Source organism: Yoonia maritima (genome assembly GCF_002933395.1).
GTDB classification, from domain to species: Bacteria; Pseudomonadota; Alphaproteobacteria; order Rhodobacterales; family Rhodobacteraceae; genus Yoonia; species Yoonia maritima_A.
In genome coordinates, this window is the sequence record NZ_PKFN01000007.1 from 234,852 (window position 1) to 260,652 (window position 25,801).

Sequence of the window (25,801 nt, forward strand, 5' to 3'; positions counted from 1 at the left end):
GGGCTGGTTCTAATGCCTTGGGCGTAAAGGGGCAATAAAGGAAGCGCGTTTCGGGCTGGGTTATATTGGCGCAGGCTGTCTGGCGGAGGTCATTAACTATGACATTTGGCTTCTGTCATGACTGCTTTTTAAGCGATCGGTAACCTCTTGCGAGCATGACGTGGGTGGGGGTCGTCTCTGGATTGCACTGCTGCGCAAAAGGCTAGGTTGCACTTGTACTTTGTGTGGTGTCTCAGCGGGTCGGTTGGTAAGGGCAAATGACACTATAATGATGATCGTGGACTAGGCAAGAGATATGGCAACTGTATTTGAAGCAACCGCTGTCGCCCGTTTTGACGATTTATCAGGTGGAAGCTGGCAGCGTATTTTTGATTTTAGTACTGGCCCCGGTCCTGCGAATGACGCCATTGTATTCGGTCAGCTCGGCAATTCGAACGACATCTTTTTCGAAGTTTATGATAATAGTTCTGGTGGCTCCGACAATGGTACGCGCTATCGAATTATTGTTGAAGATGCGATCATTGAAGGCGAAACTGCAACTTGGAACGTCACTATTGATGACACCGGGCAGTTTACCATCATCAAAAATGGTGTCGAAATAGGTAGCCAAAACCTTGGTACTGATGCGGTTCCTGATGATGTCGAACGCGATTCAAATTTGATTGGGCAATCCAACTGGTTTTACGACGATGATCTTGATGGCACGGTGGAATCCTTAGTTGTTACCACCACATTTGAGAACGGTATCGATATTACCGATACGCAATCACTTGAGATGGTCGATGATCTGACACTGACCAATGCTGACGAGGTTATTGACGCATCGGGGACCACATCCAATTTAGTTGCCGACGGTAGCGGTGGGGCGGACACGATCACGGGTGGCTCGGGTGATGATGAATTAACAGGTGGTGATGGAAACGATACCCTTTCGGGCGGTGCCGGAAACGATACTTTAACCGGTGACGGCGGGACGCCGGGCGAAACCACTGCGGTAGATTATAGTGATATCCCTGATCCTGATGGCGATGGATCAACCATCGACAACGGCGATGACGTCAGCAACGGATTTACCGTGAATGCAGGGAACGTTGATGTAAGTTATTCCTTTGTCGATCAAAGTGGCAACGCGACGTTCACCTACGAGACAAATGAAGCGCAGTATATTAACGGCCTAGATGACGAGGTTGATCAACATGCTATTCGCCTAACCGGCGGTAACGCAAGTAACGGTGTTACACCGACCTCGACAACAACGATTAGCTTTTCGCCCGAGAACCCGGATGTTCCTGACGAAGTTGAAAATGTATCATTCCGCATCAACGACATCGATGACAATAATTGGAACGATGTCATCCGAATTCAGGCGTTTGACGAGAACGGTAATCCGGTTGAGGTAACCTTAACAGGTAGCCCAACAATGACGTTGACGGACACTGATGGCGTGTCCGGTAATGACACTGCTCGGGCGAATAACACCGGCAACAACTTAAACTCTGCTGATCAGAACGGTTCGTTGTTGGTTGAGATCGACGGGCCAGTGTCGTCGATCACGATTGAATACAGCAACGGCGAAACCAGTGGCCAGCGTGTTGATCTAACCGAACTCAGCTTTGATCCAGTTTCAAGTGGTTCTGACGACATCCTTGATGGTGGGGCGGGGGATGATACGCTCGCAGGTGGGATTGGTGCCGATACGTTAATCGGTGGCACCGGAAACGACTCTCTGGACGGTGGAGCTGGTAATGACTCGCTCGCTGGCGGAGGGGGTAATGACTCGCTTGTTGGCGGGGGCGGTAACGATACGCTTGATGGTGGTTCTGGGAACGACACGCTTGATGGGGGCGAAGGCAACGATACTCTGAGCGGCGGAGCCGGTAACGATACGATCAATGGCGGTGCTGGGACAAACACCGCTACTGGCGGTGGCGGGGATGATACGTTTGTTTATACAAACGGCGAAGATCTGACGATCAATGACTTTGGGACTGGAGCGACTGACGCCAATGATGGCGACGCGTCCAATAATGATTACATTGATCTGACCCCATACTACACAAATCAAAAAGAGCTTGAGGCCGATTTGGCCGACGATGGTTTGCTGAACCAAAGCGCAACTGGCGATGACGTCGATCTTACCGATAATACAGAGCTTACCGGTACAATCACCGGTTTGTCCGGCTTGAATGGTATCACAGCCTCAGAGCTTCTTGAACAAACGGGTGTCGCATGTTTTGCAGCGGATACGTTGATTGAAACGACTTCAGGTGAGCAGGAAATAAATCGTCTATCCTCTGGTGATTTTATCTTAAACACTGCAGGTCAGTCGCTGGAGATCAAGTGGATCGGTGGGCGCGAGGTGACCGCACAAGAGCTTGTTAATAACCCGAAACTGCGTCCAGTTCGTATTACCGCAGGTGCGCTTGGGAACGGATTACCCACACAAGATCTGTTGGTTTCGCGTCAGCACCGTATGCAGGTATCATCCAAAATTACGCAGCGCATGTTCGGCGAGCAAGATGTTCTTGTTGCCGCGATTAAGTTGACTGAACTGCCCGGTATCTTCATCGATGAAGCCGTTGATAACATTACTTATTACCACATGATGTTTGAAAAACATGAGGTGGTTCTGGCGAATGGTGCCCCATCAGAGAGCCTTTTTACGGGCCCTGAGGCACTCCGGTCTGTTTCTGAAGAAGCGCGCGAGGAAATTCTAACGATATTCCCGCAGATCGTGGATATAGATTATTGTTGTGAGCCGGCGTTGCCGCTTATCGAAGGTCCTGCGCGTCGCAACTTAATTGCGCGCCATGCGAAAAACGATCGCGCGCTTTTGGAAACGTGGAAGAACAACGCATCGCTTGTTGGTGCTTAATCGCAAGATTTGCGTGGAAGGTGCAGAGTAGTAACTTCGTAGTGGCAGTCGTACTGTGAAGTTACCACTCTGCTAAGAAGCGCAATTACACCAAGACGGGCAGGTCGTCGGTCGTAATCGTAATGTCTAACAAGGCGCGCCATTTCCTAAATCATCAGATGAAGGTCATTTCCGGGAGTGGTGTTTGCGTAAGGCACCTAAGTAGATTTCTTCTTATAATTTAAGATAAAGAAATGAACCTACCTGTACACTTGGGCAAAGGACTTGTTTTGTGCTCAAAAGCGACCGCACGCTATCCTTTCGGGTAGCTAAAATAGCCCGGCCTCGCGCGCGATTAGCGCAGCTTGGGTTCGGTTTGTTGCATCTACCTTGCGAAATAGTGTTTTCATGTGGAGCTTCACAGTCGGCTCTGTAATGTCTAAGTCACGCGCGATTTCTTTATTTGATTTGCCTTCTGTTACACCCTTTAGCACATCAAGTTCTCGCGAGGTTAGTTTCGCGGCAAGCGCATTTGTTGGGGTTTCTTCAACGTTCGTCATGAAATCGAGAGGGGCGTATTGTTCGCCCATTGCCATAAAGCGGACCGCATTGATCATTGATTTTGCGGGCAAAGTCTTTGGTACGAATCCAGCAGCACCTGCTTCAAGCGCTTGTTCTGCGATTTCGCGCGTCGCCTCGCCAGAAATAAGGGCAACACGTTGGCCGCCTTTCAGTGCAAGGGTTTCCGTTAGTCCTGTAAGCCCATTCATTCCCGGCATGTTGTAGTCAAGTAGGACAAGATCATACGGCGGGTCGTTTGCTATACGCTTGTGGGCGGCATCAAGTGTTCCTACCGCAGCGACCTGTATGCTGTTGCTGTTCTCTAAGAACATAACAAGCGTATCGCGTAATAGATCATGATCGTCAGCTATTAGCACTCTCACGGGCGGTCCTTTCGGGCACTAAGTCATCGTTGGCAATGACTATGTACTGATTTCGCCACGAACGTCACGTAACATTTTGCCGCTTTTGTGCATTTGGGGCAGGGGCGGCTACCTATATGGATCGCGTACGATGCTTTTGCTTCGAACATCTATCCTAAAGCTCAGTTGGATGATCAGCCATTTCGTGGCATTTTTGAACGGTAAAGATCAGTAGCGGAACTGTTTGTACGCATCCACGAAAAATAGTTTCGATTTTTTAGTGTGTTATCTTAGTAATGGGGTTCCTCAGGGTGCTTATACGAAGCATTTAGCCATGTTTCTTAGGCACAAGCCACCTACCCCAAGGGGTAGGTGGCTATCCTGATGCTTTAATGAGTAGTCAGCCCTTTTGTGTGATAGTGACGATGATTGAGTAATCTGGAGGCTACCATGTCCTACGCGTCAAAAGTTTTCTTACTTGGGTTAATCTCCATAGTAACCTTTTTTTCAAGCGCACATGCGGATGATCTTGCTTTGCCTACAAATGATGTAGTTTTGACCATCAGTGGCGATATCAGCGTTACGAATGTAGAAGATACAGCGCAATTCGACCTTGAAATGCTGTTTGATATTGATGCGCAGATTATTGAAACGTCCACGATATGGACCGACGGTGTTCAGAAGTTTCAAGGCGTGCCTCTGCATGTTTTGCTTGATTGCCTAGGCGTGACTTCTGGCACCATTTTGGCGACTGCGATCAATGACTATACCGTTGAAATTCCCGTTTCTGACGTGGTGGAAGGCGGCCCAATGATTGCGTATAAATTGAACGATGAGCTGATGTCCGTTCGCGACAAGGGACCGTTGTGGGTGGTATATCCATATGATGACAGCGCTGAGTATCGTACAGAAGTCGTTTATTCGCGCAGTATTTGGCAACTTGACCGGATCGAATTCGTACAAGCAGACTTGGGTCTTTGATCCATGACGATGGGCGTCTTTAAACAAAAATGGATTGGCAAAGCATATCTCGTGCTTGCTGGCTTTGCCATTTTAGGGGCGATCATATTTTTAGCTGCCACCGTCGCAAAAGATTTGGATGAATTGGAGTCTGCCAGTTCAGATAACGTTCAGTGGACTATTTCTCAAACAGAAGTGGAATTCTTAGAATTTAGAAAGCAACTGGCTGTGGTCGCGCAAAGGCCAGAGGCTAGTTTGCAGCAAATGCGCAGGCGCTTTGACGTGTTCTATAGTCGTATTGATACGTTGGAGTCTGCTTCAGTTTATCTGGCGCTTCAAACTGAACCGGACTATGCGACGGCGCTGCAAAGTGTCCGCAGGTTTCTTGATGAGCTGGTACCGCTGATTGACAGCGACGAGGTTGTGTTGCGAGAAAATATTTCTGAAATGATCCTCAAGGCCGAAGCCATTCGCCCCGAGGTTCGTCAGATTGCAAATTCTGCGCTTGATTATTTCGCGACAGAGGCAGACCGACGCCGCCAAGTGTTTGCCACGACTCTTTTGCAGTTGGCGGTACTGGTTTTGGTGCTGATTTTTGTGTTGGCGTTGGCAATCTATTATTTAAGGCGATTGAACCTTTCAAACATCAAACGTCGCCGTGAACTCCAGGAATCCGCGGAACGAATGAACACCGTTATCGAAACGTCCCTAGATGGCGTGATCGTTGTCGATTGTACGGGTCATATTCTTGCTTTCAATGCCGCGGCAGAGTCTATTTTTGGGTATCGTACCGAAGAAGTGATGGGAAAAACGCTTGGCCCTTTGATCGTGCCAGATCATTTACAGGCCGCCCATAGCAAAGGGATGAAACGTCTTCGCAGCGGTGGCGAGCGATATGTCGTTGGTAAAGGTCGGGTAGAACTGGAAGGAAAACGATCAAATGGTGAAGTATTCCCAGTTGAGCTCGCCGTGCAGGCCGCCAACACAGAGGCTGGTGAGATATTCGTAGCCTTCGTTCGCGATATTTCAGCAAGCGTTAAGGCCGAGAAGGAACTCATATCTGCACGCGATCAGGCATTAGCCGCCGACAGGTTGAAAACAGATTTTTTGGCGACCATGAGCCATGAAATTCGTACACCGCTCAATGGCTTACTCGGTAACCTTGCCTTGATACAGGATACGAAACTTTCGCCGCAACAACAGCGATATATTCGTAACATGGAAACGTCCGGGGATTTATTGCTTCGCCATGTTACTGATGTTCTTGATATTTCGCGATACGATGTTGGAAAGCTCGCAGTGCGTGAAGTCCCGGTAAATATTGGCGATCTGGTCCAAGCGATTGTTGATAATCAGACTGGGATGGCGGCATCGAACGATACATCGATAGAATGGAAGTGGATTGGAAAACCAACAGAATGGGTTCTTTCTGACCCCGACCGCTTGCAGCATATTTTGATGAATCTCGTTGGAAATGCTGTAAAGTTTACCCACGATGGTCAGGTCGCTGTTTCAATATCGGCCAAGAGCCTTGATGCTGATACCTACGAAGTGCAGTTTGCCGTTTCAGACACCGGACAAGGGATTGATGATGAACTCAAAGAACGCATTTTCGATGACTTCGTCACAGGAACGACAGCCTATGATCGAAAGGTTGGTGGCACGGGGCTAGGGCTGAGTATTGCCCGCAGATTTGCAACGGCTATGGGGGGCGAGATTACAGTTGATAGTGTTGTCGGAGAGGGGAGTACGTTTAGGGTAACACTTCCTCTTAAGGTGACTGACCCTATTACTGCTGATGCACCAAAGCCGATTAGCCAGCATCCGCAAATTGGATTGCATGTTCTTATTGTTGAAGACAATGAGATTAACCGTGCCGTTGTGCGAGGAATGCTGCATGCTGACGGGCATACCGCGACCGAAGTGCATGATGGCGCCGCAGCTGTCGAGATTGCAGCTAAAAAAGACTTTGACTTAATATTGATGGATATCAGTATGCCCATTATGGATGGTCGCGCTGCAACGCGCGCAATCCGTAGCGGAGCGGGAAAGCGTTCAAATGTGCCAATCGTTGCGCTTACTGCGAATGCGATGGCAAAAGAGCAGGAAGCGTTTATCAAAGACGGGATGAATGGCGTGTTAACAAAACCGCTGTCTCGTCGCGCGTTAAAAGATGTGCTGCAACGCATTTCAGACGAAATTCGAGGTAATGAAATAGTCATGGATGAGAATGAAAACCTAAATGATATGCGTGAAATCTTGGGTGATGAAACATATGAACAATTGAAAGTTCAATTCATTGAAGAGGTGGATGAGCTTCATACGTGGTTGGTTGATCACCCGAACCATGAGTTGAATGAAATTGCTGCGCGCTGTCACAAGGTCGCAGGTAGCGCTGCGGTTTTTGGAGCGACTGACTATCGTGCGGCGCTGATCGATATTGAGAACGCAGCCAAGGCTGATCAAAACGACAAGGTTGCCACGGTCATCATGGCGCTACCAGCAGTTTGGAATGCCGTTAAAGAAAGCATTTAAATTGGCTATATCCGGTAGGGCTTTTGTGGCCTTCGGGATATAGTCTTTGATCCTTGACGTATTTAAGTGTTTCGCTGACCTTAGCCCCAAGTTTTCTCCAGCTTTGCGCGGAGGCCTTGGGGTTAAATCTTTGACCTTAGGCGACCATCTTGCCCGTGCTCTTTCTCTGCAAGAATGCCATCTGGGTCAGGTTCCCCAAGGCTGAATGTGGTCTGCACCAATTGTAATCTTCCTACCATTCTTCAAGTGTACGGCTGAGCCCCATTAAAAATGGGGGGATTACCCGGACAGCGTGCCCAGGCGCTTCATTGAGGCATTCATCTCGCAGCTTTCCGTTATGACAAGAGCAGCGACAGATCATCGCCTGTCGGCCATATCTATGGAGATATCGTGACGTCGAATGACACGGAATCTGCTTCCCCTGGCTCATAAGCGCCTGTGCAATCCCAGCGTAGCGATCCCACGTATCCTGCCACGTTGTTCGTTGGCTCTGATACCACACAAATTAGACCATTCCCTAATGTCGTTGGGCTTGCGATAGGGGCCGCTAGCGTCGTGTAGGAAGGGGTTCTATCATAGATGATCACATCCGTTGCCGCGGTGTCGCTTGGGTTGGAGATGTAGATTCTATATCGTAAAATGTCACCTATCGCACCGCCGTTTGACGCACCTTCGGGAGTGTTTTGAGTAATATTTCGGACGGTCTTTGATAGTTCCAGGCGACCTTCGCCGCCCCCGGCAACAACGCGGTCCGTGTTTTTGACCGTGCTTACCACGGTTGTGCTGGTTAGTGATGTCGATGCGATTATATCGTAAGTGTATGTGCTTCCCGCTCCAATGCCGGAGTTCGCAGTGACCCGTGAGACAAGGCAAATGCGATCCCCAGCAGATACAGTTATCGGACCGTTGATGGCACTTTCTGGTGTCCCATCACAATCGGCATCCCGAAAGAGCGTCGCACCAAAGCTATTGGCCGGTGACATCGTGGGGTTGGCGTAGGAGAAGCCTACAGTTCCAGATGTGAACGCGGTGTATTCGTGACGTAGTGCTACGACCTGGCCGCTTTCAACACTCGCCTCTTGATCACGCGTGAGGGTGGGCGCCTTTACCACGCCCATGTCTAACCCTGCGTAGTTGCTGTTTGCATCTGGCGTGAAAGTGTAACGACCGTCATGCGGATCACTATTGACTAAAGAAGGTAGGCCAGTTGTGTTTTCAGAGACCGTAATTAGACCGGGAAGTGGCGTGACCGCGACTGTTAACGCTCCAGTGTATGCACCGTCCAATCCGTAGGCCCAGCTTCCGTCTGCTGCGATGGTTGGATTAGCAATTAGGCTACCCGCCCCGTCCAAGATCGACAGGACCGCGTTTTGAGTGCCGACTTCGGTGCCATTTAGCACTGCGTCATGCGCCGTGCCGCTATTGATGCCATTGTCCAAGAATACGGTTCCAGAGAGTAAGCGTTCGCCTGTATCAAGAACGACTGTCACACTTGCTTCGTCGTCATCAGCAATACCGTCGTTCAGATCATCGGTGACAATGCCGACGCCCGGATCACTGTCAGGGTCCTCGACCGAACTTGCTGTGATTTCGGCGACATTGGTATGATTTCCGGATGCCAACATCGTCACGCGAATTCTAAGCGTCTCGGTCGCACCGATAGCGACGCTTCCGATGGTCCAAATTCCGGTCGCCGCATTATATGTATCGCCCTGTGCGGCTGCATCATCTGATACATATGAAAACCCGCTAGGCAGGATGTCATTCACAGTAACGCCCGTCACAGCTGCTGGCCCATCGTTGGTGACAGCCAAAACAAAGTCGAGTTCTGTACCCGCTTGGGCAGATGTTACTGTTGATCCATCGGACGCCAATTCGACAGTTTTGGTAATAGACAGATCTGCGAGACCGGCGCTAAAGCCAAAGTCTAGCCCGCCACGTGTGCTGCCTGCGGTTACCCTGATCCCAGACAGCGGGTTTGGTGTCACAGTGGTGTACCCGGCCGGGAGGTCGGCATCATTGTCTTCGACTTCGACCCGATAGGTGATTTGCGCCGAAAGGTTTTCCACAAGATAGCTACCGTCGGCGGTGCTTACGACAGATGTAACCAGCGTGTCGTCTACAGTCGTTCCCGGCGTGCCGTTGTCATTATATACGTCGACCGATATGTTCGGGATACCTGTTTCACCAATCTCGAACGCGCCAGACCCATTGGTATCTTCGTAAACTGTCCCAGCTAAGGCACCTTCTGGAGGAAGCGGGCCAAGCCGTGAAGGACAACCTGCGCCGTCGTTGCGGAATTCTTCGCTGATGCTAAGGACACTGATAAGCTGACGGGCCGCCGAGCCATTCCCTGCGATGCCGACATCAACTTCGTACATCTCATTTGAGATGTTCTGGTTCACATACATGCGACCGTAAAAGTCAAACCAAATCGCGCCATAGTCCGCTGTCCAAATTGCTGGACCAAATTCAACGGGCGTGCGTGTGCCGGGCGCGCCGTCAGCTGGATCAAAATAAAATAGGCGATCTGTGACGTGGTTCACCCCATAGATCATTCCGTCGTTCGGGTTAAAGGCAATATCGAACGGATCGACCGATGATGTGAGCGTCACGCGCCCCAGATCGACAGGGTTCTGAGGGTCACTTATATCTAAAAGCTGAAAGTCGTTTGTATTTTGCACCCGATAGATCATCACACCGTTGGATAGAATATCGCCGGAGTTATAACCGGGTGCCGCAGTTGGCGGGATTGTCGCCACCACGCTAAACCGCCCGAGCGAGTCAAGTCGTACGAGATCACGTTCAAATTCGCGCACACCATAGAACAACCCATCAACAGCGTTGTAGCCCCAGCCGCCGTTGTACGCGACCCCTGCAGGTGAGCCGATGTTGGTGACGTCAATCGTGTAGCTGCCAGACCCGTTGTCAGAGAAGACTAAACGCTGAAGTTGTGAATCGACCCGAGCGACACGGTACAGTGTCCCGTCACAGGTGAATGGGACTGCGCCGTCAGAAAGTACGACCTTATAATCTTCGACTTCGCCGTCAAAGTTCAGCCCGTCAAATGGGTCGGCAGTGACACCGCTTGTGGTTGACCAGCGAATTCGCGCATAGGTAAAACCGCTGTCGATTGTATTGGGGACGTTGATGTCAAAACTGATCTGATTGTTGAATGTCCCGTCGGTATCGCCGGTTCCGCCATCACGGTAATCTGTCGCGACCTGTTCTGACGCATCGAAGATACCATTTTGATTGAAATCAACCCAAACCTGTAAGTTCGTAACCCCCTCGGTCACGGGGATTCCAAGCGCAAGTTGCAAGCTTAGGGTTTCGTGTGTTTGAACCGTCAATGATACCGTAGTACCCGCTTCAAAGACCGGGAAGACAGCAACAGAATCTTCGTCGTCAGCACCCGCGAAATCATCGGCATCAGCTTCAGCGCTATGCTGTGGGGTGATTTCTGTGTCGGGTATTCCAGCACCAAGGTAAATGTCGTTCACAACTATATTGCGCGGATCGCCATAGCTGGCAGGTGCATCACCACGGTCAACGAAATCAGCCGCAGCAATGACCAAAGAATAGTCTTCGACCTCTCCGTCAGGAGCAAATGATGTTGTCGTGAGGCTCGCGCTGCTTGAGTACCGAAAGCGCGCATATGTCGTGTTGGTCGTTGCATCCGTTGGTACTGAGACATCGATTTGTATCACGCCATCCCCGGCAACATTGTCGAAGGCCGTACCATCGTCACGTAAATCAACCGCAATGCGTTCACCCAGTGTTTCTTCAAATAAGCCATCGCCGTTGAAGTCGATCCAAGCCTGCAAGTTGCCCAGCCCGGTAACATCTACGTCCAGCGTGCTGATAGTGCCTTGGGTTAGAACCGGAAAAACCACACCATCTTCATCATCAATGTTGAGAATATCATCGGCTGTAGCCGCGGCGTCTGACTGCGCAACTAGTTCTGCGTCAGGTGCAACGGTTCCCAAAAATATCGTAGGTGTGTCCGGGACAGAATGTGATGCTGTCAAATAGCTGACAGGCGCATCGCCAAAGTCAAAGCCGTTCCCATCGTATACGGACACTGTGACCTTTGCGCGATCGCAATCGGTTGGGGTCACCGCGTCACATAGTTCATATTCTATTTCATATACGCCAGCGGGTACGCCTATAGGGACGGTAACACGACCTGCGTCAGCACCTGTTGTTTCGATCGTTGGTACTGGATCACCTGTGTTGGCAGGGGTCGCTGGGGTTATTACTTTTACGGTTGCGTTAAGTGGCGTTGCAGGGATCGCATTGATTGTGTCATTCGCCATTACTTCGCCGGCTGTGCCACCAGCAAGTGTATTGATCGGGGATGCACTGTAATCGTCATCTTCGGCGATGACGTTGGCCGAAATGTTTGAAATAGCGCAAAGCAAAATTCCTGAGCCGCGTGTTGCTGGTACGGTTGATGTCCCAGTGAACCCGTGAACGAATTCGCCTTCGGTAAAGGTATCAAATTCATACGTGACGTAGTTGTCAAAATCTGTCTCGTTTGGTTCATCTGTCCAATCCAAAGGATTACCGGTTTTGGCTGGGTCCTGCGCAACAGCCGATCCGCCAGAAGGGAAAGATGAGAGGAGTGCCGTATTGAAGAATGATATGACCGTGGCGGGTTCAATTGTACCGACGACATCTGAAGAATCGTCGCCCGTACCGCGGCTGTCTACATCCGTCTGTTGAAATATGAGGCCGTTAATCCGGCTTTGATCGATCAGCGTCCCAAGGGGATTTGAAGCCGTTGCAGATCCATCCTGAATTAAACGCAAGTTGTAGGTGACATAACCATTGTCGGTCGGCGTCATTCTGGCTTCGAGCCCCGTCGAAAGGCGAATATCTGTGGCGTTGCTTACCTGTGTTAACTGAAAGATGACGTCGATAGCGTTTCCGTTCGCGTCTGTCGTGACGTTATCAAACAAGAAAATGTCGTTGGTTGTCGGGGATGAAGCACTGCCTGATCCGCTAAGCTGGGTACGGGGTTGGCTTAAAACAGAGACGGGTGTGCATGTTTGCGGCCCCGGTTGACCTGGCAGGGTAAGTGCGGAAAGCGATAGGGATTGGGGGTTAGATTGAAGCCGCGAAACGAATGGTTGGCCGATTGCGCCGACCCCGGCAGTGGCCGTGCTATCGACGGTGCCGGTTAGCGCATCTGCTGCGGTTATTGTGTACGGCGAAGTACATGTCACGGTTCCGCCAGGTGCAATAGGCGCTGCAATTGCAGGGCATGTCACGGTTCCGATCAGGTCGTCTTCGATTATGACGTCTTGACCGACGTTAAAGGGCAGGGCGCCGTTATTTGTTACGGTATATTCATAAGTAACACTGTCACCCGCTAGTCCGGTGGTGGGTGTTACTGTCCGGCCGAGTGAAATTGTTTGTGTGACACTAAAGTCGACAGCCGAAAAGAAGCCACCGCCGCGCGCGGCAGGATCCTCAAATAGAAAAAGCGGGCGTACGTTCCCAATTGATTCATCATAGAATATTGTCGCAGAAGACGTATCGTTCGGGAAACTCGCGAGCACCGTACCAGTGTCGTCATTTGGAGAGGTTGGAGATGTGGTCGTCCCATCAATATAGATGCACTGGGCTTGGTTCGGTGCCAGCGCCCCTGTGCCACCAGATCCCGGCCCAGGCCCGGTCAGTACGACAGGTGTTGCCGATACCGCCGAAAGCGTCGGGTTTCCATTGTTCCCCGTTACTGTGATAAAGTCACATCGATCTTGTGCGTTATTATTGTCGGATGCATCAATATCAATAATTCTAAGCTGTAATCCGTCGACTGGAAAAACGATCCCACCAGATGTGAAGCTAATCGACGTGCTCACTGTTGCATCGCCAATGTTGGCCTGACCCGCTGGCGCGTCTGCCACAATAACGAGACTTTCGACGTTCCCACCAAAAATGGTGTCATCGTTTGGTGATGCTGGGCCGTAGCTTGCGAATGTTCCAGCAGCTTGAATGGTCGTGTCAATCTCAAAGCCGTACTGATCTTTGAGCACATATGTAAACGGGCCAAGTGCCCCTTCGGGCCAATCTATGACGCTCCAGTCCAGCCCAAAGTCACCAGCATTCACTTTCGTCGTTGTGCCAACAGAGCTTAATGATGTGAACATGATAAGCCCGAACGCCGCCTTGCGACCAAAGGAGCGCGGAACGAGAAAACTCTTTATAATCGACACAACATCAACCTTTCTGTACGTGCCGATCATCAGGCACGACATAAATCAATTCTCACCTCAGTCTATGTGCACTTAAACCTATGATTGTGGCCTGTTAGACGTGATGTATAGCTTTTCTAAAGATCATCCTAGTAAATCGGATCACGATGCACCAAAGAGCGGATGCACATACATCGGCGCATTCGAGCGATAAGCTATACTTTTGGATAGTATCACAGGTAATTTCCCAGTACCGGACAGAAATACGGTTTGTCCCCGGTCGAGAGCTAACCGGGGACAAACACAACACTCGCTTGGTCGGCGGTTCAGACTACATTCAGAAGCGCAATTGGGGGGCAGCTGGCTGTCTGAAAATAGACGCCATTTCCCGGTCAAATGTGGCCCAAGTGATGGTTGCTCGGTTGCCAGCATAGCCATCATAATAGGACCGGCCGGTACTTGTCGGCAAACCAGCCCAAACCTGTGCGAGGTTGTTCATAAAACGTGTGCGGCCAATGTGGCCTTCGACAAATTCTTCGTATCCGGCATCTTTCAGTAAGATGTCAGCAAGATTATCCTGCAACGCAGGCGTGAACTTCATATTGTATGAATAGCCGCTACGGCGCATCAAATCTCTGAGCGTGGAGGGGATAAATTGATATCGTCCAATCGCGTGAGGTTGATGTGGGGTTGCGTCAATCCAATCAATGATTTGCCCGACAGTCATATCAGTCGGCAGTTCATGCGGTAGCCGTGCTGCGCCGCGATGAATTGTATCGTAACCACGTGAATCCGCCTCTGCGACTGCAATCAGCGATTTTAGCCGAGATATATCGTCACCACTCGATTGGAAGTCTAACCGTGGTTGAGATGGCCGCCGTTGTGCTGCCCATTGGTCAAGACCGCGCTGTGTTTGCGCTGCATTCCAGAATTGGGCCGTTGATAGAGTGTCCCAGTCGTGACTGCTCGTGAACTGATCGAGTGAAGACAAATCAATGGTTTCCGCGGCCGCAGGTGCGGTAAACAACGCAAAAAGTGAAATGAAAATATGTCGTTTAAAACCGGTCATACTCGTATCCCTAGTCACCCAAACAATGTGCATTTCTACTTAGGATATCCTGCCATGCTTGAATGCTGGCGACTGACTAAAGAAAGGATAAGTGGAGAGAATAAAGGATAGTCCAATCACCTTTAGGATAGTTTTGAATGCTGGAATGTGCAGTCTAGGGTTGCATTGGGGTGCGTAAATCGTCGCCTATGTTCAGCGAAAGTTCTTCGTGAATTCGTGTTTGTTCTGCCATTTTGGCTATATTTCGCCGAATTCCTATTGAGGTCGCGCGTGGCGCATGCGACGCTGACTGCAATTAATGGTTGCGTGTGAATTTTCTCGCGCAAGTGTTTTTTGTATGGGGGCATACAGGACGTTCACGGTTGCTAGTGATTGTCCGCAAGACGTATTTGGCTGAGATTCAGTAGGACGAGATGGGTGCGCGCATTCGTCCCTGTAATTGAAGGAAAAATACGGGATAGACGAGGGAGTTGATGAAAATTTTAATTGCCGATGATCACGACATGGTGCGCGAGACGATTGCCTTATATTTGCAAAATGAACACGGAGAGCACATTACCCAAGCGGCAAATCTCGATGATGCCCTTATAGCCATTAAAAATAGTCCTCCTTTTGCTGTCGTAATACTTGATTACGATATGCCAGGGATGAATGGGCTTGACGGGCTGGAAAAGGCACTTGTGGAAAATGGTGGAAACCCCGTTGCTTTGATTTCAGGAACCGCAAATCGGGCAATTGCCGAGCAGGCCCTAGGTATGGGGGCCGCTGGATTTCTACCGAAAACAATGGCGGCTAAGTCTATGATTAATGCCATAAAGTTTATGGCATTGGGGGAAATTTATGCCCCGTTAGATTTCATGACTGCTGAAGAGGAAGAAAACGTTGCTGCCAGCCACTTGTCATTGCGTGAAAAGCAGGTGCTCAAGGGCATCGCTGAAGGAAAGTCTAACAAGGAAATCGCTCGTGATATCGACCTGCAAGAAGTTACCGTTAAGCTGCATGTCAAAACGCTCTGTCGTAAGCTTCATGCAAAGAACCGGACACATGCGGCCATGATAGCGCGTGATCGGAATATGATCTGATACATAGCAACCGACGATATACACGCTGGTTGCTATGCCAGTTTCGACTAAATCGGCGGTCGATACCTGTCTAGATTGCGAACTTTAAGCCAAATGTCCACAAATGTTCGTAGTTCCCTAATTCTATGTCGCCCGGAAGATACTGGACGAATACCGGAATTTTGTCGTGTGTAAATTCCAATCCGCCGATACCAATTATATCGGACCCTCCAACACTTATCGGAGTGTCGCTGCCTGTTTGCGGGTAATGTGCAATACCAACGAATGGGTGCACGTGAAACCCACCAGCGCTTAGGCTAATAAAATCTGATGTGAACGTGGCCGATGTGGCGATGTTCGAAAAGCTATTTCTGTGCACGCCTAGTCGTATGCTCGCGATATCACAATTCCACGAAACAAAGATACCGGGATTGAATTCGTCGAAATCTTGCTGGGCGTTTACGTGATGGGACCCTAACAGCACTGCAATGCCATCAGGTTTCATAATCTCACAATTTTCTGCAAAAAGCGGGTTTGCCGTGGCGGCAATTACGGCTGCAACTAAATACTGATTCATACTTATGGCTCTCTCTTCTCATCTTGGGCCGACTGACTTTTGACGCGCTGTGTAATCGGTAAGCTGGTAGGATTGTGTTTGCTAAAGTCTATGTGGTGGTAACATCGGGGTTAGAATACATTAGCACTATGGAATGTATTGTACTGCAAAGTGGAAGTATAGATTGCTACTGCTTTGGTATATTGCCCGCGCGTTCGTATAGCTGTTGATGCTGTCATCCCCATAAAAAGTATAAATATACCTAATTTTTTTGTTTTGCTGTGATTAAACTCACTAATGGACCGTTTTGATCATCCAAATAAACGCGCCTAAGGCGAGTATGCTGTCCTACACTTTCGTATAGTCGAATACCTAAAGAGCCATGCGGTGACCTTTTGAGAGGATATCGCTCTGCCTTGCTTTCAAGAAAAATTGAAACATCGAACTACGTGGGCTCGCCCTACGGTAGTCAAATTTTAAATGCCTAGCCGGCGTTCCGTCGGCCCTTGAGAGAAGGAATAAAGATAATGTCAATTCAGGCTATTGCATCATCGTTAAAGCTTTCGCTCGCTCCGGCGTTGGCGCTTGTTGCACATACCGCCGTTGCGCAAGAACTGAGCAGCTCCGCAGATTTCAAAATCGTTGAGTTTTCTGCTGACGGTGAGGAGATGCTGGTACAGCGTAGCGAAGTGCGACCGGGCGAAATTATTGAATATACGCTGATCCACAGCAACAACTCTGAAATGGATATGTCTGGGCTGTCCGTGTTTGCACCTGTCCCCGACGGTGTCACGCTTACCATTGGAAGCGACTTTTCAAGTGTTCAGGCGCAATTCGAAATTCAAGCCGAAATTGATCCTGAGCAAGAAGGACTGGAATGGTCGACCTTGCCTGCAATGCGCACCGTCATCAGCGAAGATGGCACGAAGATCCAAGAACCTGTTCCCGCCGAGGCCATAGAGGCCGTGCGTTGGAATTTGGAAGCGGCGCTCGCTGGGGGGGAGGCTGCTCTGAATACATATCGGGTGGTTGTTAACTAAGCGGGCGCACCTGCTTGGAATGACCAAGTCTGTAAAAATTAAATCGTAGAAAAGGTACAAGACAGTGAAATATCAAAAAACGTTACTCTCTAGCAGCGCTCTCGTTGCCGTAGCATTCGCCGGAACAGCGGCCTTTGCAGCACCACCCGAAGCTGGCACAGTGATTGGTAACCAAGCGGTTGCGACATACACAAACGGCGCAGGGGACACGATCACAGTCACCTCTAATAAAGTTGAGACCGTAGTGCAGCAGGTTGCAGGTGTGACGATCACATCTGACAATACTGAAAATGTGGCTCCGGGGGGGAAAGCCTTTCTACCACACATTATTACCAACGACGGTAACGGACCTGACGCGTTTACGCTAACTGCAACCGAAGGCGCAGGTGGTTACAATTTTGCGTCAGTTACCTTCTACGCTGATGCAGATATGGATGGTGTCGCCGATAGCGCCACGCCAATCACTCAAACACCGACACTGGCCGCTGGCGAACGCTTTGGTGTCGTCATTGACGCGACAGCACCATCAACAGCAACGGCTGGTCAGACAGAAACATTGACAGTCGCAGCGGCCAGTATCCTAACGGCGGCTGTCACGTCGTCGAACACTGACACGCTGACGGTATCATCGCAGGCCATCATGGAACTGGTCAAATCGATGGTTGTCGATAAAAGCGCTGGCGACCCAAGTATCGTTGACGCTGGTGATACAGTCACAATCACTTTGACCTATTCGAACACTGGTTTGGCGGCTGCTTCAGCCTATGCGGTCGAAGATATTATCGATACGAACCTGCCATACACTGTCACCTCTGCTCAGTGGTCCGATCGGACCGTCGCGGGTGGCTTGGATGAAACAAACGGCACTGGCGTTGATGCAACAAACGGCTCTGGTGAAACAATCGTTTACCAAGTCAACGCGGCAACAAACACGATCGATTTCACGATTTCTAGTGTTGCTCCAGGTCGTACAGGGTCGGTGACATTTGAAACCACAATCGACGCGCTTGCTGATGCTGGATTGATCGAAAACACTGCAACGCAGTCTGACGGAACTGGTGCCTATCCACCGTCAAACACTGCGTCTATAACGGTTGACCCGCAGTATGCGCATGTGATGGACGACACCTATACGCAAGCTGACACCACAGTCGTACGGTCTGCGACTGATGATGGTGCCGCTGGCGATGATGAAGTCACCGAAACCACGGATGTGTCGCAGGGTGCTGTGATTGGGTTTGAATTCGTCATCGGGAACGATTCAAATGAAATTGACAGTTACACGCTTGGCTTTACCGACGATGATTTTCCACCAGGTACGTCATTCCGCTTTGTCGGGGCAGACGGCATCACGCCTGTTGTCGGAAGCGTCGGTCCTCTTGCGCCGGGTGAAGCAACCAAAGTGACATTGCTGGCGACACTTCCGGGTAACGCTGCGCCTGCGGCAGCTGGTGCAACCAATTATACAGCGACAGTTGATGCAACGTCGGAAGCATCTGGTCAGGTGAATAGTGCGGTTGCCGAATTCACTGGCGCTGTTCTTGCCGCTACAGTCGATCTTGAAAACCGCGTTGTCGGTTCGGAGGGTGATGGGGCTGCACCTACGAACGGCGGAAACCCATGGGTAACAACAAGCAGCGATCCGGGCGTTGCGATTAGTTTCCCGATGTCAGTTGAAAACGAAGGTCCGACCTCTGACAGCTATAACTTGTCTTTGGCTGCACCTCTGCCAACAGGTTGGTCCGTCGAGTTCCAGCTTGAGGATGGAACTGTGGTTACGAACACAGGTACCGTTCCAGCAGGTGCGACACAAAACATTGTTGCGATCATCACATCAGATGATGGTGCGGCTCCACAAGACCAGCTGGTCGAAATTGTGCTGACGTCACCGGTTTCTGGTCAAAGCGATAGCATCGTGAACCAAGTTACTGTGAACGAAGTTATCGATGTCGCAATCGTTGCGGACCAAACAGTTCAGGCCGCGCCGGGTGGCGTTGTGGACATCCGTCACACAATCACCAACGAAGGTAATGTTACAATTACCGAAGGTGCAATCACGCAAAGTGGTCTGGTTGATTTCTCAGGCGCGATTTACTGGGATCAGAACGCGGATGGTGTCCTAGACCCATCAGATCCGGTGATCGATAACTTTGATGACATCGGTGGCCTTGCCGCAGGCGTTTCAGCTTCGTTGATCTATCGTGTTCAGGCCGGGTCTGTTCCAGGTGTCTCCGAAGTGGGTACGCTGACTTTGGCGACAAGCTTGAATGCTGGCGCGGAAACTGATGGTGATACTGCCGACAATACAGTTGAGGACCGCATCGTGGTCGTTTCTGGGGATGTGACTTTGGTGAAAACCCAAGCCATTGATCCAAGCTGCACCGGCGCTGCCGGAACCTTTAGCAAGGACCGTCAAGACGTCAATCCGGGGCAGTGCATTCGCTACCGTATCGAAGCAAGTAATACGGGTTCGGCCGCCGTTGCAAACGTTGAAATCAAGGATGTTGTTCCTGCTTACACCACGTTTGAAAGCTGCGGTGGCGGCTGTGATGCAGCAGTGACACCATCGGCGACCAGCACTGTGACAACGGCGACTGCGCCTAGTATCTCAAGCGCGCATGGTACCGTAGATCCCGGCAGTGTTGCGACGCTCGAATTCACCGTGAGGGTTGACGAGTAAGTTGCCACTACAGCTGCATTTTTTGGGTAGCTGCACGATAAAGTCCCCTCCGTTGCGTTCCGGGGGGGACAGTTTCCAACGTTTTCGCGTGTTCCTTGGTTGAAGGTTACAAGATGGAAAATTTTAGGTCTTTTAAATCATCGGTTGCCAACATTGGGTTCGCGTTCGGGGTAGCGCTATTTGGTTATGTCGCTGATGTATCTGCCGCGCCTGTGGCGTCGGGGGTGCGCATCGTAAATGTCGCGGGGGCGACATATTTTAATGCTAATCTTGGTGTGACCGAGACTGTTTACTCGAACCCGGTTGAAGCGATCGTTGCAGAAGTTCCTGCAATCGACGTAGTCGGCTATTCCGATCTAACGCTGTCGCGGGGCGCAGTTGATCAACATCACTTTGAAATACAAAATACTGGCAACACTGAACTTGCGTTAAACGCCGCCATGGACACTTCGCAAGAAAATGGTGTTTTGCGGAATGGAACGTTGTTTTGGGACCAAGATGCTGATGGCATCATTGATGACGGCGAGCCAAGGATCGATCCGACCGATGAAATACTTTTGGCCATGGGGGAAAGCGTTAGCTTCATCTACAGTCTGAATGTGAATGATGACGTAGCGCCGGGCGATATCGCGCTTTCTCGTTTGAACGTTACGCCGCGCAGCAGCACGTCTGATACCGAAGTTGCTGGTAGCCACGAAGCATTTGGGCGAGTCGTTGTCGTTGACGGCGGGTTGGAAATTTTGAAATCAGCATCGCGCCGTGTGATCGAAGCGGGCGAAGAGCTGACTTATAAAATAGCGCTGCGTAACAATTCAGAATCTGTGATCTCCACCTATGACGCAATTGATGGGGACATCATTCGTGTTGACGGCAGCGAACAACGTGGCGTTTTGGTCCGTGATACAGTGCCGTTGAACACAGTATTTGTGGACTTCGGAAGCTCTGGTGAATTCCAACCACTTTACCATGTTCAAGGTCAATTAGAGCAAGATTATCAGACCGCACTACCTGCAACATTGGCTGATGTTGATGCGGTCGCATTTTTGCTTCCGCAAGATTACGCTGTTGGTAGATCGACGGATTTATACTTTACTGTGTTTGTTCAGGATAATTTGGGTGATCTGATCGTTCACAACACAGCTGAGACCTACCAACCAAACGCGAGTGGTGTCGATACTATTCAGTCCAACACCGTGACTTTACGTTATTCTTCGGAGGCGGGTGTTTCTCTTGATTTTGTTTCCCCTGATACGCGTGAAAGCGCTGACTATGGTATCAACGGATCTGATACGATGCTGCGCCTTAGCGCTGGTGCATGTAACGTAACGTTGGGTGCCGATAACGTGGATATCACCGTAACGAGCCGCATCACAGGCGACACAGAGACAATCAGTGCACGCGAAACAGGTCCGAATACAGGTCTGTTCTATACGACCGCTTTGCCGATGGCATCTATGGTTGATCCTGTTTTTGGTGATGGCGTCATGGCGACGACAGACGGCGATGTGCTGGATAGCTACACTTCGTGTAGCGGCGCAACTGTCACTGATGCTTTGATAATAAACCCGGGGAATTTTGTCTTTAACAGTGTGACCAACGCACCAGTAGAGGGCGCGCTTGTACGGGTTGTAAATTCGTCGGGTGACGTTATCGCCGAAGCTACGACTGATCAACTCGGGTTCTTCACCTTGGGTGAAGTTACCGCGGGAACTTACTCTTACTCGGTCACACCGCCACGTGACTTTGCTTTTCCTTCGTCACGCCTGAGCTTTCCGAACTACGACCGCCAAACTGACAACGAAGTGTCATACGGCCAAGCGTTCCGTCACGCTGGTGGTGCAATGCATGTTGCGGATATTCCACTGGACCCATCCTATGGCGTGCCACTTTCGCTTGAGAAATCAGCAGACAAAGACCAAGTTCGCACAGGCGAATTCGTTGTGTACACAATCGATGCAACCAACAACATGGACGAGGCGCTGATTGGCGCTGAAATCCTAGACCGTTTACCGGCTGGCGCAGTTTATATTGCTGGTTCGACATTGCTTGATGGGCAGGCATGGCCGGATCCAATCGCAGATGGCACTGGTGATTATCGCTTTGAAATTGGCACTATGTTGCCCCTGCAAGAACGTGAGCTGACCTATGTTCTAAGCTTCACGTCGCAGGCACGTGTTGGCCGTAACTATAATACTGCGATCCTTGACGGTCGTCAGGCGGGCACAGGTGATTACCTCTCATCTAACGTCGCAAGCACCTATGTCACGCACGATAATTCTGGCGGTGTGTTTGCCCGCGAAGCATCAATCATAGGGTCTGTGTTTATGGATTGTAACGGTGATGGTCTGCGCGACGGCCCAGAAGAACGCGGGGTGCCTGGGGTGAAAATTGTGACCCAAAGCGGGTTGTCAGTCGTGACAGACATCGACGGTAAATATTCTTTGTTTGGTCTGCGCCCTGTATCGCATGTGCTTGCGGTTATGGCAGATACCCTGCCTGTTGAAACAGAGGTCACAGTCACACGAACAACAGATATGCGCCGGGGTGGTTCACGTTTGGTGCCGCTGACACGTGGTGAATTGCAGACAGAAAACTTTGCCTTGGCGTCCTGTACGCCTGAGGCATTGGCAGACGTGGCTGACCGTGTAACCACATTCGCAGACCGTCACAGCGGTGACAGCAACATGATCTCTGATTTGCCAATGACACCGTCACGTGGCGATCAGCGTTCGGCTCGTACAGAGGCGGGGATCGCGACGACAACGCAAATTTACACTGCAAACCGGCGTGCAGGTGCAACACCTGCACCAGAGCTTGCCGAAAAGGCCCGAGCAACATCGGCCATCCGTCAAGGTCTTGAGCCTTTGATGCGTAGCCTCACCAATGAGCCCGGTTTCATTGGTCTAACCGATGGCCAAGCCATGAGCCGCCGCACCGTCAATATTCAGGTGAAAGGCCCAGCTGATTTGACACTAAGCGTTCGCGTGAATGGCGATACGATTTCGGCAGCCCAGATCGGCGAACGTTCTGTTCTCGCGAGTGAAAACCTGCAAGCGATGGCATATATCGCGGTTCCGCTGAGTGCTGGTAAGAACTCTGTTGTTTTGGTGGGTGCAGACCCGTTTGGCAACGAGCGCGTTCGTGAAGAAATCACGCTGACTGCGCCCGGTGATCCGTCAAAGATTGAATTGATCGTTCCCGAAACTGCGTCTGCGACGCCGGGCTCAATTGTACCAGTTGTTGTACGCATTCTTGATGAGGCTGGCATGCCGCTTGACGCGTCTAGCACTGTCACACTGCGTGCACGTAACGCGACGTGGGATGTCACCGATATCCGTGACAACCAGCCCGGTGTACAGGTTTACATCGACAATGGCGAAGCGACATTTGGATTGCGTGCACCGCAAACGACAGGTCCGGACCTGATCGAGGTGCGCAGTAGCTTTGATAATGTCGAAGCCGAGATCTTGTTCACTCCAGACTTGGATGAACGTATCATGGTTGGTGTAATCGAGGGGGCGGTTGCACTGAACGGTCGCGGCGATCTGATCGAGGAAAACCGCATTAGCCCGTTCGAGGACACCGCAACAGGCCTGCGCGGCGAAGTATACCTTAAGGGCCGTATTCTGGGGGATGCACTGCTGACCCTGCGCTATAGCTCTGACAAAGATACAGATGATCGGTTATTCCGTGATATTCGCGGCGACGAATACTATCCTGTTTACGGCGATAATTCAGAGCGTGGCTTTGACGCGCAATCATCTGGTAATCTTTATGTCAAAATCGAAAATGGACAGTCTTATGTTCTGTATGGGGACATGGCGATCGAAGCCGAAAGCTCTGCTTTCCGCCTAGGTGGGTACAACCGCGTCGCAACCGGTGCAAAGGCGCACTGGGAAAGTAATGATGTGTCTGTGTCCGTTTTTGCCGCACATATCGCGCAGCAACAGCAGGTGCGTGAAATTGCAGGGCGGGGTATCTCTGGGCCATATGATCTTGATCTTGATGGATATCTAGAAGGTTCAGAAAAGATCGAAATCCTGATCCGCGACAGTGAAACGGGCGACGTGCTGGAAACATTCGCGCAGCGCCGTGGAACTGACTATGTGCTGGATTTCTTTCGCGATGCAATCGTGTTCAACACGCCGGTGGCGCAAGCCGATGCCGATGGTAACCCAGTTAGTATTCGCGTGACCTATGAAACGGAAGGCGATGATAACGATCGTTACTGGTTGTATGGCGGTGAAGTGTCTTACCAAGCGACCGAAGCGACAAAAATCGGCGCGCGCGTTGTGCATGCTGACGCTGATGGTGTGTCCGCCGAACGTGAACGTATTCGTGCGGTTTATACGCGGACTGAACTTAGCCGTGCTTCGAACGTAGAGCTGGAACTGGCGCAGTCTGAAAATAACGCTGGTGATACAGGAAACGCGGGCCGTATTGCTTATGAATTCGATGGTGCGGTTAGTACGCTGAAAATCGAGGCAACGCGTACCGATGAATATTTTGACCCGTCAGGCGCAGACACGCGCGCTGACAGCGATCTCGTGACCATCGACTTTGATCGCAAGCTCACGCGTAAAACAAGCGTGACCACAAGCGCACGTTATCTGGCTGACCGCATTGCTGATACGGAAACCGCCAGCTTGGAACTAACCTACAACCGCAAGGTAAATGACCGGTTAAGCAGCAGCATTGGTGTGCGAAGCAACGTTGACCTGTCAGCGGCAGGACAACCAACAGAGACCTATGTTTTGTTGGGCAGTACTTGGCAGCCTGAATCTGCACCATCACTGACGTTCACATCTGAACTTGAAGTTCCGGTCGAGGGAGGCCCGGTCTCAACGGCTAACCTTGGTGCGAACTACCGTTTCGGTGAAGGATGGACGTTGGGCGCATCTGTGGACATTGAATCCAACAGTCAAACCAACGAAGACAAAGTGACTAATGTACAGCTCAGTGCAGATTACCGCATTGGAGAGCTGGTTTCTGGCTACACCAATTACACTGCGAATGGGAACGATCTTGAACGTGCCCAAGTGGTGCAAGGGTTCCGCGCAGATTGGGCGATGACCGAGCAGCTTAAGCTACAAGCGAACTTTGAGCACACACAGCCATTGGATGACGACGGCAGCGCGCTGACAAGCCTATCTGTTGGCGCATCGTGGGAAGCAGAAGACCGGTCTTGGATCGTTGACATGGATGTTGACCAAACATTCGAAGATGCAGGGCGGACGATCTACGGGGACTTTGGCACCGCTGCGCAAATCTCTCCTGATCTGACATTCCTTGCGCGTTCGCGCATCGGTGTTGATCGTCGCGGCGATGGCCCAGACCACATACGTCACCGCGCGCGTGTAGGTGTTGCATATCGGCCTGTCGATGATGCGCGTTTGAACATGCTTGCTTGGTATGAACAGCAGCTTGAAAAGCGCGAGCAGACTAACACAACACATCTGTGGTCCATTGACGGCACATATGAAGCCGGTGAAACAGTGAAACTGAATGCAAAATATGCCGGCCAAGCCACCGAAATCAAAGTAGGCGAAGGTGCAAACACTGTGAACGCTGAAACCATGACACAGCTCGTGCAAGCAGGCATCGAGTGGGACTTTGGCGACGACCAATGGATTGCGGGTCTGAACCTGATGCATCTTTGGGATGACGCGGACTCAAGCACAAATGCAATCGGTGCAGAACTAGGATACGCGTTCGACGAAGGCGCGATGCTATCGTTGGGTTACAACAAATCCATCGGTCGGTCGCCGATCAACAGCCCGCTGACCCAAGAAGGCATGTATGTTCGGATGCGCATCATGCTTGATGAAACCCTGTGGGACCGTTTGGATCAGTTCGGACAAAAGTAAGCCTAGGGTTTGCGAGCGGTCACTACGACCATTTGAAAATACGATGATGCATC

The 25,801-nt window shown here is 50.8% G+C and carries 11 protein-coding genes; 7 read left to right on the forward strand and 4 right to left on the reverse strand.

Translation table 11 applies throughout. From position 1 onward, the window contains the following. Positions 1 to 295: 295 nt before the first annotated feature. A complete protein-coding gene (locus CYQ09_RS18525; protein WP_106743896.1) occupies positions 296 to 2,875 on the forward strand; it encodes a Hint domain-containing protein in 2,580 nt (859 codons plus the stop codon). A 308-nt stretch (positions 2,876 to 3,183) separates the two neighbouring features. Here the strand turns inward: CYQ09_RS18525 and CYQ09_RS02615 are convergent, their stop codons facing one another. Then, entirely contained in the window at positions 3,184 to 3,798 is a 615-nt protein-coding gene (locus tag CYQ09_RS02615) for a response regulator transcription factor (RefSeq protein ID WP_106743897.1), read from the reverse strand. A gap of 429 nt (positions 3,799 to 4,227) precedes the next feature. Here CYQ09_RS02615 and CYQ09_RS02620 point away from each other — a divergent pair, with 429 nt between their 5' ends. Beyond that, positions 4,228 to 4,758: a molybdopterin-dependent oxidoreductase gene (locus CYQ09_RS02620; protein WP_106743898.1), complete on the forward strand. Its 531-nt coding sequence runs from the start codon at positions 4,228 to 4,230 to the stop codon at positions 4,756 to 4,758. A gap of 3 nt (positions 4,759 to 4,761) precedes the next feature. Continuing rightward, positions 4,762 to 7,272 (forward strand): hybrid sensor histidine kinase/response regulator, encoded by a 2,511-nt coding sequence (locus CYQ09_RS02625; RefSeq protein WP_239495835.1) that lies wholly within the window; start codon positions 4,762 to 4,764, stop codon positions 7,270 to 7,272. A gap of 377 nt (positions 7,273 to 7,649) precedes the next feature. On the opposite strand, the gene CYQ09_RS02630 is transcribed toward CYQ09_RS02625, so the two are convergent. Next, the gene (locus tag CYQ09_RS02630; protein WP_106744545.1) at positions 7,650 to 13,430 is read right to left on the reverse strand and encodes a GEVED domain-containing protein; all 5,781 of its coding nucleotides are present in this window, start codon (positions 13,428 to 13,430) and stop codon (positions 7,650 to 7,652) included. A gap of 382 nt (positions 13,431 to 13,812) precedes the next feature. After that, positions 13,813 to 14,544 carry a hypothetical protein gene (locus tag CYQ09_RS02635; RefSeq protein WP_106743899.1) on the reverse strand — a complete coding sequence of 244 codons (732 nt, stop codon included), beginning with the start codon at positions 14,542 to 14,544 and terminating at the stop codon, positions 13,813 to 13,815. Positions 14,545 to 15,017: 473 nt separating this feature from the next. On the opposite strand from CYQ09_RS02635, the gene CYQ09_RS02640 reads away from it, so the two are divergent. After that, the gene (locus CYQ09_RS02640; protein WP_106743900.1) at positions 15,018 to 15,626 is read left to right on the forward strand and encodes a response regulator transcription factor; all 609 of its coding nucleotides are present in this window, start codon (positions 15,018 to 15,020) and stop codon (positions 15,624 to 15,626) included. Between the two features lie 70 nt (positions 15,627 to 15,696). Here CYQ09_RS02640 and CYQ09_RS02645 read toward each other — a convergent pair whose 3' ends face one another. Then, a complete protein-coding gene (locus CYQ09_RS02645) occupies positions 15,697 to 16,182 on the reverse strand; it encodes a hypothetical protein (protein WP_106743901.1) in 486 nt (161 codons plus the stop codon). A gap of 506 nt (positions 16,183 to 16,688) precedes the next feature. Between CYQ09_RS02645 and CYQ09_RS02650 the strand changes: the two genes are divergently transcribed. From CYQ09_RS02650 to CYQ09_RS02660, 3 genes are all read left to right on the forward strand, one after another. Continuing rightward, positions 16,689 to 17,201: a hypothetical protein gene (locus CYQ09_RS02650; protein ID WP_106743902.1), complete on the forward strand. Its 513-nt coding sequence runs from the start codon at positions 16,689 to 16,691 to the stop codon at positions 17,199 to 17,201. A gap of 64 nt (positions 17,202 to 17,265) precedes the next feature. Next, a complete protein-coding gene (locus CYQ09_RS02655) occupies positions 17,266 to 19,881 on the forward strand; it encodes a beta strand repeat-containing protein (protein ID WP_106743903.1) in 2,616 nt (871 codons plus the stop codon). A gap of 113 nt (positions 19,882 to 19,994) precedes the next feature. Next, positions 19,995 to 25,748 carry a carboxypeptidase regulatory-like domain-containing protein gene (locus CYQ09_RS02660; protein WP_106743904.1) on the forward strand — a complete coding sequence of 1,918 codons (5,754 nt, stop codon included), beginning with the start codon at positions 19,995 to 19,997 and terminating at the stop codon, positions 25,746 to 25,748. The last annotated feature ends 53 nt before the right edge of the window (positions 25,749 to 25,801 follow it).